General features: G+C 46.6%; 17 protein-coding genes. 13 read left to right on the top strand and 4 right to left on the bottom strand.

Annotated features, from left to right (window positions below):
* Positions 1-100: 100 nt before the first annotated feature.
* Entirely contained in the window at positions 101-2395 is a 2295-nt protein-coding gene (parC, locus tag C2757_RS04320) for a DNA topoisomerase IV subunit A (protein ID WP_215376886.1), read from the top strand.
* Here parC and C2757_RS04325 read toward each other — a convergent pair.
* A complete protein-coding gene (locus C2757_RS04325) occupies positions 2392-3351 on the bottom strand; it encodes an XdhC family protein (protein WP_215376548.1) in 960 nt (319 codons plus the stop codon). The genes parC and C2757_RS04325 overlap by 4 nt on opposite strands.
* 56 nt (positions 3352-3407) lie before the next feature.
* Here C2757_RS04325 and C2757_RS04330 point away from each other — a divergent pair, with 56 nt between their 5' ends.
* Positions 3408-4058, top strand: a complete 651-nt coding sequence (locus C2757_RS04330) for an NTP transferase domain-containing protein (protein ID WP_215376551.1) — start codon at positions 3408-3410, stop codon at positions 4056-4058.
* Here the strand turns inward: C2757_RS04330 and C2757_RS04335 are convergent.
* Positions 4055-4513, bottom strand: a complete 459-nt coding sequence (locus C2757_RS04335) for a RidA family protein (RefSeq protein ID WP_215376554.1) — start codon at positions 4511-4513, stop codon at positions 4055-4057. The genes C2757_RS04330 and C2757_RS04335 overlap by 4 nt on opposite strands.
* 177 nt (positions 4514-4690) lie before the next feature.
* Between C2757_RS04335 and C2757_RS04340 the strand changes: the two genes are divergently transcribed.
* Together C2757_RS04340 and C2757_RS04345 are read left to right on the top strand one after the other, a co-directional pair.
* Positions 4691-5053 carry a cytochrome c gene (locus C2757_RS04340; protein ID WP_215376556.1) on the top strand — a complete coding sequence of 121 codons (363 nt, stop codon included), beginning with the start codon at positions 4691-4693 and terminating at the stop codon, positions 5051-5053.
* A 17-nt stretch (positions 5054-5070) separates the two neighbouring features.
* Complete coding sequence (locus C2757_RS04345; protein ID WP_215376559.1) at positions 5071-5424, top strand: cytochrome c; 354 nt, start codon at positions 5071-5073, stop codon at positions 5422-5424.
* A gap of 72 nt (positions 5425-5496) precedes the next feature.
* On the opposite strand, the gene C2757_RS04350 is transcribed toward C2757_RS04345, so the two are convergent.
* On the bottom strand, positions 5497-6135 hold the full coding sequence (locus C2757_RS04350; RefSeq protein WP_215376562.1) for a GntR family transcriptional regulator: 639 nt from the start codon (positions 6133-6135) through the stop codon (positions 5497-5499).
* 94 nt (positions 6136-6229) lie between these two features.
* On the opposite strand from C2757_RS04350, the gene scpA reads away from it, so the two are divergent.
* Genes scpA through C2757_RS04390 form a run of 8 tightly spaced genes read left to right on the top strand, consistent with a single transcriptional unit; the run spans position 6230 to position 15310 of the window.
* Positions 6230-8416, top strand: coding sequence for a methylmalonyl-CoA mutase (gene scpA / locus C2757_RS04355; RefSeq protein WP_215376565.1), 2187 nt, complete (start codon positions 6230-6232; stop codon positions 8414-8416).
* A 16-nt stretch (positions 8417-8432) separates the two neighbouring features.
* Positions 8433-9458 carry a methylmalonyl Co-A mutase-associated GTPase MeaB gene (gene meaB / locus C2757_RS04360; RefSeq protein ID WP_215376567.1) on the top strand — a complete coding sequence of 342 codons (1026 nt, stop codon included), beginning with the start codon at positions 8433-8435 and terminating at the stop codon, positions 9456-9458.
* A 10-nt stretch (positions 9459-9468) separates the two neighbouring features.
* The gene (locus C2757_RS04365; protein ID WP_215376570.1) at positions 9469-11001 is read left to right on the top strand and encodes an acyl-CoA carboxylase subunit beta; all 1533 of its coding nucleotides are present in this window, start codon (positions 9469-9471) and stop codon (positions 10999-11001) included.
* Between the two features lie 15 nt (positions 11002-11016).
* Positions 11017-13053: an acetyl-CoA carboxylase biotin carboxylase subunit gene (accC, locus tag C2757_RS04370; RefSeq protein ID WP_251366795.1), complete on the top strand. Its 2037-nt coding sequence runs from the start codon at positions 11017-11019 to the stop codon at positions 13051-13053.
* A 15-nt stretch (positions 13054-13068) separates the two neighbouring features.
* Entirely contained in the window at positions 13069-13536 is a 468-nt protein-coding gene (locus tag C2757_RS04375; protein ID WP_215376573.1) for a VOC family protein, read from the top strand.
* A 33-nt stretch (positions 13537-13569) separates the two neighbouring features.
* A complete protein-coding gene (gene tsaB / locus C2757_RS04380; RefSeq protein WP_251366796.1) occupies positions 13570-14301 on the top strand; it encodes a tRNA (adenosine(37)-N6)-threonylcarbamoyltransferase complex dimerization subunit type 1 TsaB in 732 nt (243 codons plus the stop codon).
* Positions 14298-14813, top strand: a complete 516-nt coding sequence (rimI, locus tag C2757_RS04385; protein WP_215376576.1) for a ribosomal protein S18-alanine N-acetyltransferase — start codon at positions 14298-14300, stop codon at positions 14811-14813. Before tsaB ends, rimI begins: the two co-directional genes overlap by 4 nt.
* Positions 14810-15310, top strand: a complete 501-nt coding sequence (locus C2757_RS04390; RefSeq protein ID WP_215376579.1) for a DNA polymerase III subunit psi — start codon at positions 14810-14812, stop codon at positions 15308-15310. The genes rimI and C2757_RS04390 overlap by 4 nt, the downstream gene beginning before the upstream one ends.
* Positions 15311-15325: 15 nt before the next feature.
* Here C2757_RS04390 and lplT read toward each other — a convergent pair whose 3' ends face one another.
* Positions 15326-16645 (bottom strand): lysophospholipid transporter LplT, encoded by a 1320-nt coding sequence (gene lplT / locus C2757_RS04395; RefSeq protein ID WP_215376582.1) that lies wholly within the window; start codon positions 16643-16645, stop codon positions 15326-15328.
* Positions 16646-16695: 50 nt separating this feature from the next.
* On the opposite strand from lplT, the gene alr reads away from it, so the two are divergent.
* Positions 16696-17811, top strand: a complete 1116-nt coding sequence (gene alr, locus C2757_RS04400; RefSeq protein ID WP_371817033.1) for an alanine racemase — start codon at positions 16696-16698, stop codon at positions 17809-17811.
* Positions 17812-17868 lie beyond the last annotated feature (57 nt).

Genomic DNA, 17868 nt, shown 5'->3' on the forward strand with positions numbered 1-17868 from the left:
TGAAATGGATATTGTTGAAGTGCAAGAGGCGCCTTCAAGCAAAATATCCTCCGATTCAAAAGGCGGCAATGGTCCTAAAGATCCCCATGATCCAAAGACCATGGATCTGAATGAAGATAACAAAGATAGTTTGACGCTAGCGGTCTATGCTGAGCGCGCATATTTAGATTACGCCATTAGCGTTGTTAAAGGCCGTGCTCTGCCTGAGGTTGCCGATGGTCAAAAGCCAGTTCAGCGCCGCATTTTGTTCTCGATGAGTGAGATGGGTTTGCGTGCTGACGCTAAACCGGTCAAGAGTGCGCGAGTCGTTGGAGATGTACTCGGTAAGTTTCATCCGCACGGCGACCAATCCGCATACGATGCATTAGTTCGTTTAGCCCAAAGCTTCTCATTGCGTTATCCACTCATTGATGGCCAAGGAAACTTTGGATCGCGTGATGGTGATGGTGCGGCAGCAATGCGCTACACCGAAGCTCGCCTAACCAAAATTGCAGGTTTGCTGTTAAGTGAAATTGACGAAGGAACAGTGGATTTCGCCGCAAACTACGACGGTTCTTTCCAAGAACCCAAGTTATTGCCAGCACGATTGCCATTTGTTTTACTCAATGGTGCCTCTGGTATTGCAGTGGGTATGGCTACAGAGATTCCATCCCATAACCTTCGTGAAGTTGCCTCTGCTGCGATTGCCTTAATGAAGTCGCCTAAGTTATCTACAGCGGATTTGCTACCCATCATGCCTGGGCCAGATTATCCAGGCGGTGGACAGATTATTTCCTCAGGCGCTGAGATTGCACAGATCTATGAGACAGGTCGTGGCAGCATTAAAGTGCGCGCCCGTTGGTCAGTGGAAGAGTTGGCCCGAGGTCAATGGCAAATAGTAGTAAACGAATTACCACCAGCCACTTCATCGCAGCGGGTTCTGCAAGAGATTGAGGAAATTACCAATCCAAAAGTGAAGGTTGGTAAAAAAACCCTGACTCCGGAACAAAACAATCTCAAGTCGACTATTTTGAATGTGCTTGATGGCGTTCGCGATGAATCTAGCAAGGATGCAGCGGTTCGTTTGGTATTTGAGCCCAAGAGTAAAAATATTGATGTGAATGAGTTTGTCAACCTCTTATTGGCCCATACCTCACTGGAATGCAATGCGCCAATGAATTTGGTGATGATTGGTAACGATGGTCGCCCGCGACAAAAGGGTCTCAAAGAGATTTTGACTGAGTGGGTAGAGTTCAGGGTTGCTACTGTCACGCGTCGTACCCAATACCGTTTGGGTAAAGTCAAAGACCGCATGCATATTTTAGAAGGGCGTTTAACCGTGCTTCTGAATATTGATAAGGTCATCAAGATCATCCGTAATAGTGATGAGCCCAAAGCTGATCTGATCAAAGAATTTAAACTGAGTGATCGTCAGGCAGAAGACATCTTGGATATTCGCTTGCGTCAGCTGGCCCGTCTTGAAGGTATCAAGATTGAGCAAGAGCTGAAAGAGCTGAAGGCTGAACGTGATGATTTAGAAGGCCTCTTGCAAAGCGACGCAGTACTGCGCAAGCGTATTGTGAAAGAGATTGAATCTGATATGAAGGATTTTGGTGATGAGCGCCGGACCCTCATTCAGGAAGATAAGCGTGCTGTTGCAGAAACCAAAGTCATCGATGAGCCCGTCACAGTGATCGTTTCGCAAAAAGGCTGGGTTCGTGTGCGCCAGGGTCATGAGCACGATCAGACGCAATTCGCCTTTAAAGCTGGTGATGCCATGTATGCCACCTTCGAGGTCCGCACGGTAGATGTCATACAGGGCTTTGGTAGTGATGGTCGTGTGTATACCGTCCCTGTGAGCGAGCTCCCTGGAGCCCGCGGTGATGGTTCGCCATTAACGAGTTTCGTGAACTTAGCCCCTGGCTCACAAATGGTTGCTTACTATGCTGGTCAGATGGATGACTTGGTTTTGTTATCGACTAAAGCGGGTTACGGATTCCTGGCCAATGTCGCAGATATGAGTACCCGCAATAAGGCCGGTAAATCATTCATCAGCGTTGATGCCAAGCATCCAGGTGATGCACCACTGGGTGCCGCCAAGGTGCAAGTGGGTATGAAACAAGTCGCTTGTTTATCTGCGGCGTCTAAATTACTCGTCTTCCCATTGGATGAACTCAAACGTTTACCAACTGGTGGTAAAGGAGTGATTTTGATGGGGCTGGACGATCAAGAATCTCTAGCAAGCGCGATTGCAGTTGGCCCAGATGGCGCTACTTATTCTGGTGCTGGACGCGCTGGTAAACCCACTGAATTAAGCCTGGATGCTAAGACGCTGAAATCGTTTGCTGGTAATCGAGCTCGTAAAGGACACTTTGTTGAGCCGCGTCTCAAAGACGGCAAACTCACAGCCAACTAAGTTTTCTGAGGAACGCTGATGCCGTATTTCACGGCAATGACTTCTGCCAGAATCGATACAGCGATTTCTGGTGGAGTGAGAGCGCCAATATAAAGTCCAACCGGGCCATACAGTCGATCAAGCTGTTCTGGTGAAAGGTCAAACTCTAAAAGACGCTCTTTGCGTTTTTGAGTATTCTTGCGACTCCCTAAGGCGCCGACATAAAAGGCCGGTGAACGTAGGGCCTCCAGTAAAGCCATATCGTCCAGCTTGGGATCATGGGTTAATGCCACGATAGCCGTATGAGAATCTACCCCGATCTCTAGCAATACATCATCTGGCATCCCCTTGATAAAAGTGACGTCACTGCGATTGAGTCCTTCGGCATATTCTTCACGTGGATCAATCACGACGACATCAAAGTCTGATGCAAGCGCAAAATCTGCGGTGTACTGTGACAGTTGCCCGGCGCCAATAATCACCATGCGCCAGCGTGGTCCATAGCTAGTGGTAATCTCATTTTCAGTGCAGATAAATTCATCATGGCGTGATCCGCTCTCGAGAGTGGATTTACCGGTACTTAAATTGACGGTGCGACGGGTGATTTGATGCGCAGATATTTGCTCAAGCAATTTCTCTAAAACAGCCAGCTCTGGTTTTGGTTCGACAAGAAGGCGGAGAGTTCCACCACACGGTAAGCCAAAGCGTGCTGCTTCTTGTTGACTCACGCCGTAGACCACCATCTCAGGAACATCGCGATTCAAAATTTCCGATTGCACGCGACGGATTAAGTCATCCTCCACGCATCCTCCAGAAACGGAGCCTGCTACTTGTCCATCTTCGCGAATAGCTAACCATGAGCCAACGGGGCGGGGTGCCGATCCCCAAGTTTGGACAATGGTCGCAATGGCTACCGGGTGTCCAGACTTAAGCCAAGAGACGGCGGATTGGAGAACGCTAAGGTCGGTGCTATTCATGCAAAAGTTCGTCTTTTATTGTTTATTGTTCTAGATTCCTATTTATTATCACTCTAATGACTTCTTTGGGTAAGCCAACTCACTCTGTTCCATTGCGTTTAGCTGTTCTCCTTCTGGCAGCGGGAGAGGGAAGTCGCCTGGGTTCGATACCCAAAGGATTGCTGAAAAAAGATGGTCAATCCTTATTGAGGCGCTTCTTTCAGGCCATCAAACCATTTTCCCCTGCTGAGTTTTTGGTAATTACAGGATTTCATGCACCAGCTATTGAATCGGAGTTGGCCTTACTCCAGAATGAAATGAATCTTCATGCATCGGTCATTCGCAATTCACATCCACAGCAAGGCCAATCATCTTCGGTCCGCTTGGGTATTGAATCCCTTCGTGGCGACTACGATGCTTTGCTGATTGCCCTATCTGATCAGCCTGAAATTTCTCATACTGATATCACTGCATTACTGAATCAATTTGAAGGCCGTGATGTAGGGAGCGAAATTATTTTGCCGATTGTCGACGGGCAACGTGGCAACCCAGTATTGTTTTCTAGGAAAGCAATTGGGGAGATATTGGCCGAACCAGGCATGGTCTGCCGAGTCTATATGGATGCACATCCAGAACTAGTTCAAGCCTTTGAAACTCATCGAGCGGCTTATATTTTGGATGTCGATTCAGAGGCCGACATCCAAAAACTGAACTTACAGTGCCCTTAAATTTCTGCGATTAATTCAATTTCAACACAGGCACCAAGGGGAATTTGGGCTACCCCAAATGCACTCCGAGCATGTTTGCCTGCATCGCCAAATACTTCAAAGAGCAATTCTGAGCAGCCATTGATGACTAAATGTTGTTCTGTGTAATCAGCGGTAGAGTTCACTAAGCCCATGACTTTGACAATGCGCTTAACTTTATCCAATGATCCCAAGTGATTTTGCAAGGTAGCCATCAAATCAATCGCAATGGATCTCGCGGCAGATTTGCCCGTTTCGGTATCCATATTCTCTCCAAGTTTTCCAACCCATACCTTGCCATCTTTCTTGGCGATATGACCAGACAGAAAAACAGTGTTCCCAGAAGTTGCGGCCATGACGTAGGCAGCAGCAGGAGGGCCTGGAGGGGGTAAGTCAATTCCCAGGGATTTGAGGCGGTCAAGAATGGCGTTGCTCATGATTTTGTGTCCAGATTGGGTAGATCTTGAATCTTACTGGGAAGCGGTTTTCTTCTCTATTTTTTTAGTGTTTTCTTGGATTTTTGCCCCAGAAATCCCTAAAGAATGGTGAAGGAACGGTCTCTCCGCTATACTCTTGCAAATTGATTTAAATCAAACTCATTAATAATGATTTCTATGAAAAAACTAACAATTCTTCCTCGATTGCTTATTGCTGGTTTGGCTTTTGCTGCTGTTGCTGCTCAAGCTGATGAGGTGAAGGGCAGTGCTGCTGCTGGTAATGCCAAGGTTTGGCTTTGCACTGGTTGCCACTCCATTCCAGACTATCGTGCTGACTATCCTTTGGTTTACAGAGTGCCAATGCTCGGCGGACAAAACGCTGGTTACATTGCTACAGCATTGGCTGAATACAAGAAGGGTGAGAGAAAACATCCAACGATGCGTTCCATCGCTGCAAGCTTGTCAGACCAAGACATGGCTGATATCGGCGAATACTATGCTGCGCAAACTGCCAGCTCACCTAACAACCCATTGAAGTGATATTTAGAGGCATTTTTATGAAAGTCGCACTAGTTACTGCAGTATTGCTATCGAGCATTGGTTTGACGAATGTTGCCATTGCTGCCAATGCAGATAAAGGTCAAGCCCTAGTTGAGAAAGCCAATTGTGCTTCTTGTCATGGCGCTGGTCTGAATGCACCAATTTTGCCTATCTACCCTAAGCTTGCAGGTCAGTATCCAGATTACCTGTATTACGCCCTGAAGGCTTATAAGGTTGGAAATGCCAACGCTCAATTTGGTCGCAATAATGCGGTAATGGGCTCCCAGGTACAGGCATTCTCTGATGCGGACATGCAAGATATCGCCGCATATATTTCTTCGTTGCCGGGAAATTTCGTGATTAAGAAATAAGCACGACAAACCATCTTGATTCAAAGGCTTAGATTAATACTCTAAGCCTTTGTTTTTTATAGGTTTAATACCTTATCGTAAAGCCTCTAGGCCTCTGGAAAAGTGCTTCCGCATGGCGGCTTCCGCTGCTAACTCATCACGCTTGAGGATGGCCCTGAGAATCTCACGATGCTCTAGCAGTGAGCTTTGCAGTCTTCCAGTACTCGTTAATGAGTCTTTCCGATGGAGTTTGAGGACTTTTCGTAAGTCTGCAATCACGCCATTCATCCAGCGATTACCTGCAATTTCTTGGATTAACTCATGAAATTTGCCATTAATTTCAAAAAATTGCTCGATATCACGGTCAGCAGCTGCCTTTTCAAGACGATGGTGCAAATGATCGAGTAGGTTGAGCTGATCCTCGCTAGCTTTTGTAGCAGCCTCGCGCGCGGTTTGACACTCTAAAAGCGATAGGACAGTGAAAATTTGCTCCAGATCCTCTCGATTGACTTCAGTAACGTAGGCTCCACGACGCATCTTCATCGTGATCAAGCCTTCAGAAGCTAGTACCTTAATGGCTTCTCGCATGGGTGTACGGCTAATGCCAAACTGCTCAGCCAAAGCTTGCTCATCTAGCCAACTGCCTGGAGCTAGCTGTTTGCTAAAGATTTGCTCCCGTAGCCGGTCAGCCACATCTTCATAAAGGGGTCTGTTAATAAGTTTTGTATTCATAATTATGAATACATGATAGCTAGACAAATGAGCAATAGTCAAGCAAAATTGCGAAATTCGCTAGGAATGCAACAACCCACACCAGGAGTGTTTTGTGAGTTCAGATAACAACAGTTCATCAAAAAATCCATGGCCTGCAGTACCAGATAGCAATTTGGAAGCCTGGAAAAAATCTGCGCAGAAATCTGCGCCCAATGGTGATGTCAACAGCTTAGGCTGGAACACCCCAGATGGCATCCAGCTGAAAGCCTTGTATACGTCGGCTGATACTGAGGGTCTGAATTACACGGATACATTGCCAGGATTTGAGCCGTTTGTGCGCGGCCCACAGGCGACGATGTATTCAGTGCGCCCTTGGACGATTCGTCAGTACGCAGGTTTTTCAACGGCACAAGAATCCAATGCGTTTTATCGCAAAGCGCTAGCAGCTGGTGGTCAAGGTGTTTCCGTCGCATTTGACTTAGCAACACATCGCGGCTACGACTCTGATCATCCTCGTGTAACGGGTGATGTGGGTAAAGCAGGTGTAGCGATTGATTCAGTAGAAGACATGAAAATTCTGTTTGATGGCATTCCATTGGACAAAGTTTCTGTTTCTATGACCATGAATGGTGCGGTACTTCCAGTGCTCGCAGGTTACATCGTTGCAGGTGAAGAGCAGGGTGTGAAGCAGGAGCAACTTTCAGGAACTATTCAGAACGATATTCTGAAAGAGTTCATGGTGCGTAATACCTATATTTACCCGCCAGAGCCCTCAATGCGCATTATTGGCGACATCATTGAGTACACCGCAAAACACATGCCCAAATTCAACTCGATTTCGATTTCGGGTTACCACATGCAAGAGGCTGGTGCTAACCAAGTATTGGAATTGGCTTTCACCTTGGCTGATGGTAAGGAGTATGTAAAAACTGCTTTAGCTAAAGGATTGGATGTCGATGGCTTTGCTGGTCGCTTGTCGTTCTTCTTTGCGATTGGTATGAACTTCTATTTAGAGGTCGCAAAATTACGGGCCGCCAGATTATTGTGGTGGCGCATCATGAAGTCATTTGAGCCAAAGAACCCAAAATCGTTGATGTTGCGTACCCATTGCCAAACATCTGGTTGGTCACTAACGGAGCAAGATCCCTATAACAACGTGGTGAGAACAACCGTCGAGGCGATGGCTGCAGTATTTGGTGGCACACAGTCATTACATACGAATTCATTTGATGAGGCAATTGCTTTACCTTCGGAATTCTCTAGCCGCATTGCACGAAATACTCAATTAATTCTTCAAGAAGAAACCCATATCACGAGTGTTATCGATCCTTGGGCTGGTTCTTACATGATGGAGAACCTGACACAGGAAATGGCTGATAAAGCTTGGGAAATCATTCAAGAAGTCGATGCAATGGGCGGCATGACTAAGGCGGTTGAAAGCGGTTGGGCCAAATTGAAGATTGAGGCTGCTGCTGCTGAAAAACAAGCCAAGATCGATTCGGGCTCCGATGTCATTGTGGGTGTCAATAAATACAAACTCGCAAAAGAAGATCTGGTCGATGTCTTGATGATCGATAACGATCGCGTCCGTGACGGACAGGTTGCTCTACTTCAAGAGATCAGAGCAAAACGAGATACTAAAAAAGTAGAAGCCGCATTAGATGCACTCACCAAAGCAGCCGAGAGCAATACCGGCAATCTGTTGGAATTAGCCGTGCATGCGATTCGCTTGCGTGCCACGGTTGGTGAGGTTTCTGATGCATTAGAAAAAGTTTACGGGCGCCATCGCGCCGATACTCAAAAGGTGACCGGTGTGTATGCAGCTGCCTATGACTCAGCCGAAGGTTGGGAAAAACTCAAAGAAGAAATTGCGGACTTCGCAAAAGACTTTGGTCGACGCCCACGCGTGATGATTGCCAAGTTAGGTCAAGATGGTCATGACCGAGGCGCTAAAGTCGTAGCAACTGCTTATGCGGACTTAGGCTTTGACGTAGACATTGGACCTTTGTTCCAAACCCCCGAAGAGTGCGCACGCCAAGCTATTGAAAATGACGTGCATGCATTAGGGGTTTCAACTTTGGCTGCAGGCCATAAAACTTTAGTGCCTGCCATCATTGCGGAATTGAAGAAACAGGGATCAGATGACATCATTGTGTTCGTTGGTGGTGTGATTCCACGACAAGACTACGAGTTTCTCTATGAGGCTGGAGTCAAAGGAATCTATGGCCCAGGCACACCGATTCCGGCTTCTGCCAAGGATGTGCTTGAGCAAATCCGCAAATCTGTAAAACCAACTTAATTGCAGATTGCAAAGCATGCTGGAAGCTGCTGACCAGGATTTAGTCAAAGATCTTACGGGTGCACCATCGCCTCAACAGCGTCGTGCATTAGCGAAGATCATTACCTTGCTGGAATCCACTCGGCTAGATCATCGCAAGCGTGCAGACGACGTTCTCAATACCTTGCTGCCAAAGACAGGAAAATCATTTCGCCTTGGGATTTCTGGAGTGCCGGGTGTTGGTAAATCCACGCTCATTGAAACTCTTGGTTTGTATCTCATTGAAAAGGGTCATCGTGTTGCTGTCATGGCAATTGACCCATCTTCAAGTCTTTCTGGCGGCTCAATCTTGGGTGATAAAACCCGCATGGAGCGACTCTCAGTCTTAGAAGATGCATTTATTCGACCTAGTCCCTCTTCCGGCACCCTAGGTGGCGTTGCCGAAAAAACTCGCGAAGCGATGCTAGTTGCGGAAGCTGCAGGTTTTGACATCATCATCGTCGAGACTGTTGGCGTGGGTCAAAGTGAAATTGCTGTGGCTGGTATGACCGACATGTTCCTTTTATTGCAATTGCCTAATGCAGGCGATGATCTTCAAGCGATTAAAAAAGGCGTTATGGAAATTGCAGATCTGATTGCAATTAACAAGGTCGACATTGATCCAGATGCAGCGATGCGAGCGCAATTATTTATTACTAGCTCACTCCGCTTACTGGGCTTTCAAGGCAATCCAGACCATGCTTCCCATCACCAAGAATTTTGGCATCCTACCGTCATTACCCTCAGCGCCCTCGAAGGCAAGGGCGTACCTGAGCTGTGGGACAAGGTGAGCCATTTTGAAAAATTACAAAGAGCGAATGGCAAGTTTGAGAGTCGTCGCAAGCAACAAGCTGGTGCATGGATGTGGGATCGCATTGATGCAGGATTAAAAACAGCGTTTCGAAATAATCCAGCAGTCCAAGAGTTATTACCAATCTTAAGTGCACAAGTAAATCAAGGAACTATGGCAGCTTCAGTGGCAGCAAGACGCCTATTGGAGTCCATGGGACATGAATTTTTCTAAGGAGTAGGAAATGAAGGACATCATTCAACAACTAGAAGCTAAGCGCGAACTTGCCCGATTAGGTGGTGGGCAAAAGCGCATTGCGGCTCAACACTCGAAAGGCAAATTGACAGCCCGTGAGCGCATTGAGTTGTTGCTAGATGCTGGCACATTTGAAGAGTGGGATATGTTTGTAGAGCATCGCTGCCACGACTTTGGGATGGCTGAGCAAACTGTTCCAGGTGATGGCGTTGTGACTGGTTATGGAATGATCAACGGCCGCTTGGTGTTTGTGTTCTCCCAGGACTTTACTGTGTTGGGTGGCTCACTATCAGAAGCCCATGCAGAAAAGATCTGCAAAATCATGGATCAGGCCCTAAAGGTCGGCGCTCCAGTTATTGGATTAAATGACTCTGGTGGTGCTCGTATTCAAGAGGGTGTTGCATCTTTGGGCGGCTATGCAGAAATTTTCCAACGTAACGTGACTGCCTCTGGCGTGATCCCACAGATTTCCTTAATCATGGGACCATCTGCGGGTGGTGCTGTCTATTCACCAGCGTTAACCGACTTCATCTTCATGGTCAAAGATAGCTCCTATATGTTCGTGACTGGTCCAGAGGTTGTCAAAACAGTGACTCATGAAGACGTTACTGCTGAGGAGTTAGGTGGTGCAGTAACGCACTCCACCGTTTCCGGAGTCTGTGATTTAGCGTTTGAGAACGATGTTGATGCCATCATGATGCTGCGTCGCTTCTTTAATTACCTACCGCTTTCGAACCGCGAGAAACCACCGCTCATCAAAGGTGCTAATCGCACAGAAGAACCCGATTTCTCTTTAGATACCTTAGTGCCATCCAACCCAAATCAGCCTTATGACATGAAAGAGTTGATTGAAAAGATTGTGGACGATGGTGAGTTTTTTGAATTGCAGCCTGACTATGCCAAGAATATTGTGATTGGCTTTGCTCGGATGGAAGGTCGCTCCATTGGTATTGTGGCGAACCAACCATTGGTGTTAGCTGGTTGCTTAGATATTAAGGCCTCCATTAAGGCAGCCCGTTTTGTGCGTTTTTGCGATGCTTTCAATATTCCCGTAGTGACTTTGGTTGACGTTCCAGGATTTATGCCAGGAACTGCTCAAGAGTACGGCGGCATTATTAAACATGGCGCTAAGTTGTTATATGCCTATGCCGATTGCACAGTACCGAAGGTCACTTTGATCACTCGTAAAGCGTATGGTGGTGCCTATGATGTGATGGCATCTAAGCATCTTCGAGGAGATGTGAACTTTGCCTGGCCTTCAGCTGAGATTGCCGTGATGGGTCCTAAAGGAGCAGTGGAAATTATCTTCCGCGAAGAAAAATCTGATCCTGAAAAAATTACTGCCCGTGAAGCAGAGTACAAATCTAAGTTTGCGAATCCATTTGTAGCAGGGCGTCGTGGTTACATTGATGATGTCATCTTGCCGCATGAAACACGTAAACGCATTGCCCGCTCATTGGCAATGTTGAAAGACAAAGACTTGAAGAATCCTGCCCGTAAACACGGCAATATTCCTCTGTAAAGGCGCAAACCCATAATGACTACCACTATGTTTAAGAAAATACTCATTGCTAACCGCGGCGAGATTGCTTGCCGTGTTATGAAAACCGCTAAAAAGATGGGCATCAAGACGGTTGCTGTTTATTCCGAGGCGGACAAAGAAGCGCGTCACGTACAAATGGCTGATGAGGCTGTTTGCATTGGGCCGGCGCCATCACGGGAATCCTACTTGGTGATGGATCGGATTATTCAAGCTTGTAAAGACACCGGGGCTCAAGCAGTCCACCCTGGATATGGCTTTTTATCTGAAAACGAGCAGTTTGCAAAACGCTGTGAAGAAGAGGGCATTGTCTTTATTGGTCCTAAATATCAGTCGATTGCAGCCATGGGCGACAAAATTGCTTCTAAGAAATTGGCATTAGAGGCAAAAGTGAATACGATTCCTGGCCATAACGAGGCGATCGCTACAACTGAAGAAGCTGTGAAGATTGCTCAAGGCATTGGCTATCCCGTCATGATCAAAGCTTCTGCTGGCGGCGGCGGTAAAGGTTTGCGGGTTGCATTTAATGATAAGGAAGCTGCAGAAGGATTTGTAGCTTGTAAAACAGAAGCTATGAATAGCTTTGGTGATGACCGCATCTTCATCGAAAAGTTTGTTGAAGGCCCACGCCATATTGAAATTCAGGTGTTAGGTGACTCACATGGCAATGTGGTGTACCTCAATGAACGGGATTGCTCGATCCAACGTCGCCATCAAAAGGTGATTGAAGAGGCACCATCCCCATTTATCGATCCCGCCACCCGCAAAGCCATGGGTGAACAAGCAGTTGCCTTGGCAAAAGCTGTGAATTATCAATCTGCGGGCACTGTTGAATTCGTTGTGGGCAAAGATAAGTCCTTCTACTTCCTCGAGATGAATACCCGCTTACAAGTTGAGCATCCAGTAACTGAATCCATTACAGGTTTAGATTTAGTTGAGCAAATGATTCGCGTTGCGGCTGGCGAAAAACTGGCCTTTAAGCAATCTGATGTGAAGCTGGATGGATGGTCCATGGAGTGCCGTATTAATGCGGATGATCCCTTCCGCAACTTCTTGCCATCAACCGGGCGTTTAGTGAAGTATCGCCCTCCAGAGTCTGTTGATGGTGTACGCGTTGACACTGGCGTCTATGAGGGCGGGGAGATTCCGATGTATTACGACTCCATGATTGCCAAATTGATCGTGCATGGTAAGGATCGCTCTGAGGCAATTGAAAAAATGCGCTCAGCATTAAATGATTTTGTAATTCGCGGTATTCATTCGAATATTCCGTTTCAGGCAGCGTTGTTGCAGCACCCCCGATTCGTCAATGGCGATTTCACTACGGGATTTATTGCTGAAGAATACCCAGAGGGCTTTAAAAAGGATTCAGTTCAACCTGTAGATCCAAAACGTCTCGCTGCTTTAGCGGCATTCATGCGTTATCGCTACCTTGAGCACATCAAGATGATTGATGGTCAATTGGCTGGTCATGAGATGGTGATTGCTAAGAAGTTTGTAGTGGTTACGGGTAAAAAATCGGGCTCTATGAATGACCCCTATGAAGTGCCGGTGCGTATTGAGCTCAAGGATGGCATTTACTCTGTATACATTGACGAAGCAGATGGCGTAAGCCGTTATGACATTGAGAGCAATTGGCGCCCCGGTCAAATTTGCTTGCATGCCACGATTAATCGCAGCAGCAAAGTGACAGCCCAAGTTGAACGAAAAGGCGTGAAGTTCTATTTGGTTCTCGATGGCGCGCAATATGAGTGTATGGTTCTAAGCCCGTTGGGTGCAGAGTTACAACGCCGTATGCCAGTTAAATTGCCACCAGATACCTCAAAATTAGTGATGTCACCAATGCCAGGATTACTTACTAAGATTGCGGTAAAGGTGGGCGAAGCGGTGACTGCTGGGCAAAAATTGGCATCCATCGAGGCAATGAAGATGGAAAACACCTTATCAGCAATACAAGATGGGGTTGTTGCAGAAATTTGTGCCAATGAGGGCGATAGTCTGGCGGTAGATCAATTGATCATTCGCTTCGAATAATTAAAAGGGTTAAAGATGTCTGCTAAGCCATTTAAGATTTTAGGAATTCAGCAAATCGCTATTGGTGGGGAGAGTAAAGAGCGTCTCAAAACGCTTTGGGTTGATCTCTTAGGCTTTGAATATAAAAGTACCTTCGTTTCTGAACGCGAAAACGTGGATGAAGATATCTGTGCAATTGGTAAAGGGGTTCATGAGATTGAGCTTGATTTAATGCAACCCTTTGATATTGAAAAAAAGCCTGCAGTTCACCAAACCCCCTTAAATCACATAGGCTTATGGGTGGATGATCTTCCCAAGGCGGTAGAGTGGCTAGCAGCTAATGGTTTGCGCTTTGCCCCTGGCGGTATACGCAAGGGTGCTGCTGGCTTTGATATCACTTTTGTACACCCCAAAGGCAACGATGAGTTCCCAATTAGCGGCGAGGGCGTACTAATCGAGCTTGTTCAGGCGCCAGCGGAAGTCATTGCACAATTGAGTTCATAATTTGGACTTGTAAATCACCAAATAAGGCTTAAAGTGGCAAATATACTGGCCATCGACACCTCAACAGCATGGTGTTCGGTGGCTTTATCTTTAGATGGGCAAGCTCCTATACTGCGACACGAATCCGTGTCTGCAGGCGCTAGCCAACTCATCTTGCCTTGGGTTGAGGAGCTCCTTCATTCTTCAAATTCCTCCTTAAAAGCGCTTGATGCGATTGCAGTTGGCATTGGCCCCGGCGCATTTACGGGTGTCAGACTGGCCGTTGCCACAGCACAAGGCCTAGGAATTTCTCATGCCTTAGCCATACTCCCCGTGATCAGTCTAGATGCGATTGCAGCACAGTTGGTCAGGACTACGACCTTTAAAAAACGGGCAGTAAATTATTTTGCAATTGCTATTGATGCACGTATGGATGAAATCTATTGGGCTAAGTATGAGCGACCCGTCAACGATTCTGACTTAGCAAAACGGCTCGGCGATATTCACTTGTGTAAGCCAGAGGATATCGATCTACATGAGATTCATTTTTTAGCTGGTAGCGCTCTCGATGCTTACGGTTCAAGAATATTTACCAATGCACCAGCCCCATTTTCTGAGACAGCGCTTGATCGTGAAATTCAATTGAGCGCATTAGGCCTGCTAGATTGTGGGCAGCAGATGCTACTTAATGGACGACAGTGTGATGTGCGTGATCTTGAGCCTTTGTATGTGCGAGATAAAGTAGCTTTCACTACCTTAGAGCGCCAAGCGGCAGTTAAACCATGAATGAGGGCGTTGCTGAACTATCCTTTATGCCAATGCAGGCACAAGATTTAGATGCAGTTTTAGCAATCGAATCTGTCTCGCATATCCATCCTTGGACTCAAGGCAACTTTGCGGATTCATTAGCTGCTGGTCATTGGGCCTATTGCATACGACCAGAACTTGCACAAGCGATCCAGGGGTCTTATCTTGACCCAGAAATTCTTTGGGCCTACTGCATCTTATTTCCTGCTGTCGATGAATTACATCTGCTCAACATTACAGTCTCACCCAAATTGCGCCAATTCGGCCTGGGTTCGAGAATCATGGCTGCTATTGAAGGTGTGGCCGCCCAGCAAAACTTTCCGAGAATCATTTTGGAGGTAAGGCCCTCCAACATCGCAGCTGTCTCGCTTTATCAAAAATTGGGTTACGAGCAAATTGGACTTAGAAAGGGCTACTATCCCGCCGATAGCCAAACTGGCAGCCGAGAAGATGCCTTGGTGATGGCTAAATCGATTAAGCTAGATCTATGAACAATACAAATTCTGCCTTTCTGAAAGAAATGGGTATTAGTGAATGGGTTTCCAGAGATGGTGGCCATGAGCAGCCACAGGCTGAGATTGCACAAGTTTCTGAGAGCGCCCCTCGGTCCCATTGGTGGTTTTTTGGTAGCAAACCTCAAGGCGAAGCAGAAATCTTGTTCCAGAATATCCTGCGTGTTTTAGCATTAAATACGCAGGAATGGTCCTGGAAAAATCCTGCGGACAAGGTCAGTGAGCTATCCGCTCCCGACAATGGTTTACCTTTAGTAGCAATTGCATTTGGTGGTCCAGCAGCTCAAAAAATCACTGGTGAGCGAGATCCATTGCCACAATTGCGTGAGACTGTTTTAGCGCTCAATAACGGGGCTGATGACGAGATTCCGGTTATTGCAACGCTGGATTTGAACCAGCTGGTTTCACAGCCCAAAGATAAGGCACTGCTTTGGCAGGATCTTCTGCTCGCTAAATCAGTGCTGCAGAATATCTAATAAAGCCTTAGAAGATTAATGTTTATGCTCGCCGATAAGGTGCATAGAGTCATACTGAGCTTGATTTCTAGCGTGGCGCTTAATGACAAGCCACATGAGTACGCTGACAACTAAGCCAAAACCAATAATGACAAACGGTACTGGAATATCGAGCCAAATTAATAGAGAGTACATTGCCAACATCATCAAGACAGAGATATTCTCATTAAAGTTTTGTACGGCAATCGAATGACCTGCAGACATGAGTACATGACCGCGATGTTGTAAAAGGGCATTCATAGGCACTACAAAGTAGCCTGCCAACCAACCTACTGCAACTAACAAGAAGTAAGCGGGCAATAAATTCAAATTGACTTTTAGTGCACCAATGGTAAACAGCGTTGTATCGGGGAGCATGTCTGAGTTATACAAAGCCATCACGCAAACTAAGAGACCCATTGCAATACCGTACGGCAAAACATTGAGTGACTTACGCAAAGGTACACGCCAGGCAGCCCAAACTGCGCCACCTGCAACACCCACAGCAGAGATTGCTTGCAAAATTGCGCCTTGGGAGAGGTTCATGTGCAAAGCTACTTGAGCCCACTTAATGACAATAAATTGCAAGGTAGCACCAGCGCCCCAGAATAAGGTGGTGACAGCCAATGAGATCTGGCCAAGGCGATCATCCCAAAGTGTTTTAAAGCAAACTGAAAAGTCTTTAATGAGTTCGATAGGATTTGCTCGTTGGGCAACATAGCGAGCTCCGGTATCTGGGATCTTCAAGTTAATCAGTGCGGCAACAACATAAATTCCCATGATGATCAGGATGGCAGATTCGGCAGGGGTATCAATGCCTGTATCAAGGGTTGGAAAGTCAATCGATAACAGGCTTTGAGAAACTGTACTGCTGATTAAAACGCCACCTAAAACGGTGCCTAAAATGATTGAGCCTACAGTGAGACCCTCAATCCAACCATTCGCGGCAACCAATTTTTCAGGTGGAAGCAATTCAGTCAAAATGCCGTACTTTGCAGGTGAATAAGCAGCGGCCCCCAAACCGACAATGGCATAAGCCAATAATGGGTGGCTACCAAAGAGCATGACCACACAACCAACAAATTTAATCGTGTTGGTGATGAACATGACATTACCCTTAGGGCGGGAATCGGCAAAGGCGCCTACAAAAGCGGCAAGTACTACATAGGACAATACGAAGAATAATTTGAGTAAAGGGGTCATCCAGGCCGGAGCGTGGAGCTGGGCCAATAGGGCAATAGCTGCAATCAGCAGGGCGTTATCAGCAAGCGACGAAAAAAATTGCGCCGCCATAATGATGTAAAAGCTACGGTTCATTCGTACAATCTAGTCATTCATTCAATTAAAACACGAAAGGGGAGGTGAAGATGGCCAGTACAGCTAATAGCTTGATAAATAGGCCCATTTTGGCATCTATTCACACCGAGGCCTTTCGGCATAATTTAAGCAGAGTTCGGGAGTTAGCTCCAGAGTCCAAGATTTGGTCGGTGATTAAATCGAGGGCCTATGGCCATTCTTTTGAGGCGGCATTGCAGGGACTAGATTCCACCGATGGCTTTGCCCTACTCAATATTCAAAATGCAGTGCGTTTGCGTGAATCTGGCTGGCAGGGTCGTATTTTGCTTTTAGAGGGCTTATTTCATGAAAAGGAATTGGCGCTTGCTGAAAAGCTGGCCTGTGATCTAGTGGTTCATTGCGAAGCTCAAGTGCGTTGGTTGGAAGAATATCAAGGCCATAAACCTTTTAATGTTTTCCTAAAAATGAATAGCGGCATGAACCGACTGGGCTTTAAACCTGCTGCGTATCGAGTTGTATTTCATCGGCTTCACGCCATTGGATGCAAGATGCATCACATGACCCATTTTGCCAATGCCGACCAGATTGATCGTCAACCAACCGTAGATGGACAGTTAGAAGTTTTTAATAAAGCGATTGAGGGTTTAGAGGCCCCAACATCCTTAGCTAATTCAGCAGCGATTCTTTGGCATCGCAATGCCTTGGGCGATTGGGTCAGACCTGGAATCATGCTCTACGGCGCTTCACCCACAGGTTTGCATGCCGATATTGAACATTCTCATCTCCAGGCGGTAATGCACTTACATAGTGAAATTATTGACATTCAGGATCTGCAAAAAGGTGATCGTGTGGGTTATGGTGGTCGATATGAAGCTCCAGAACCGATGAAAGTTGGCGTGATCGCATGTGGCTATGCCGATGGTTATCCTCGTCATGCAAAGGATGGCACCCCAGTTTGGGTGAGTGATGGTACTCAGAATGGTGGGGTGATTTGTCCCATTGTTGGTCGTGTATCAATGGATATGCTCACCATTGATTTGCGCAATGCACCCTTTGCTCAGATCAGCAGCCGCGTTGAACTATGGGGGAATCAAGTCCCAGTGGATGACGTTGCTCAGATGAGTGACACCATTGGCTATGAGTTACTTTGCGCTGTAGCGCCCAGAGTCCCCATCATCATTAAATAAATTAAATACCATTAGACAAATAAAAACCCCATTCAATTTGAATGGGGTTTTTATTTT

The organism is Polynucleobacter sp. MWH-Svant-W18, assembly GCF_018687495.1.
Lineage (GTDB): Bacteria > Pseudomonadota > Gammaproteobacteria > Burkholderiales > Burkholderiaceae > Polynucleobacter.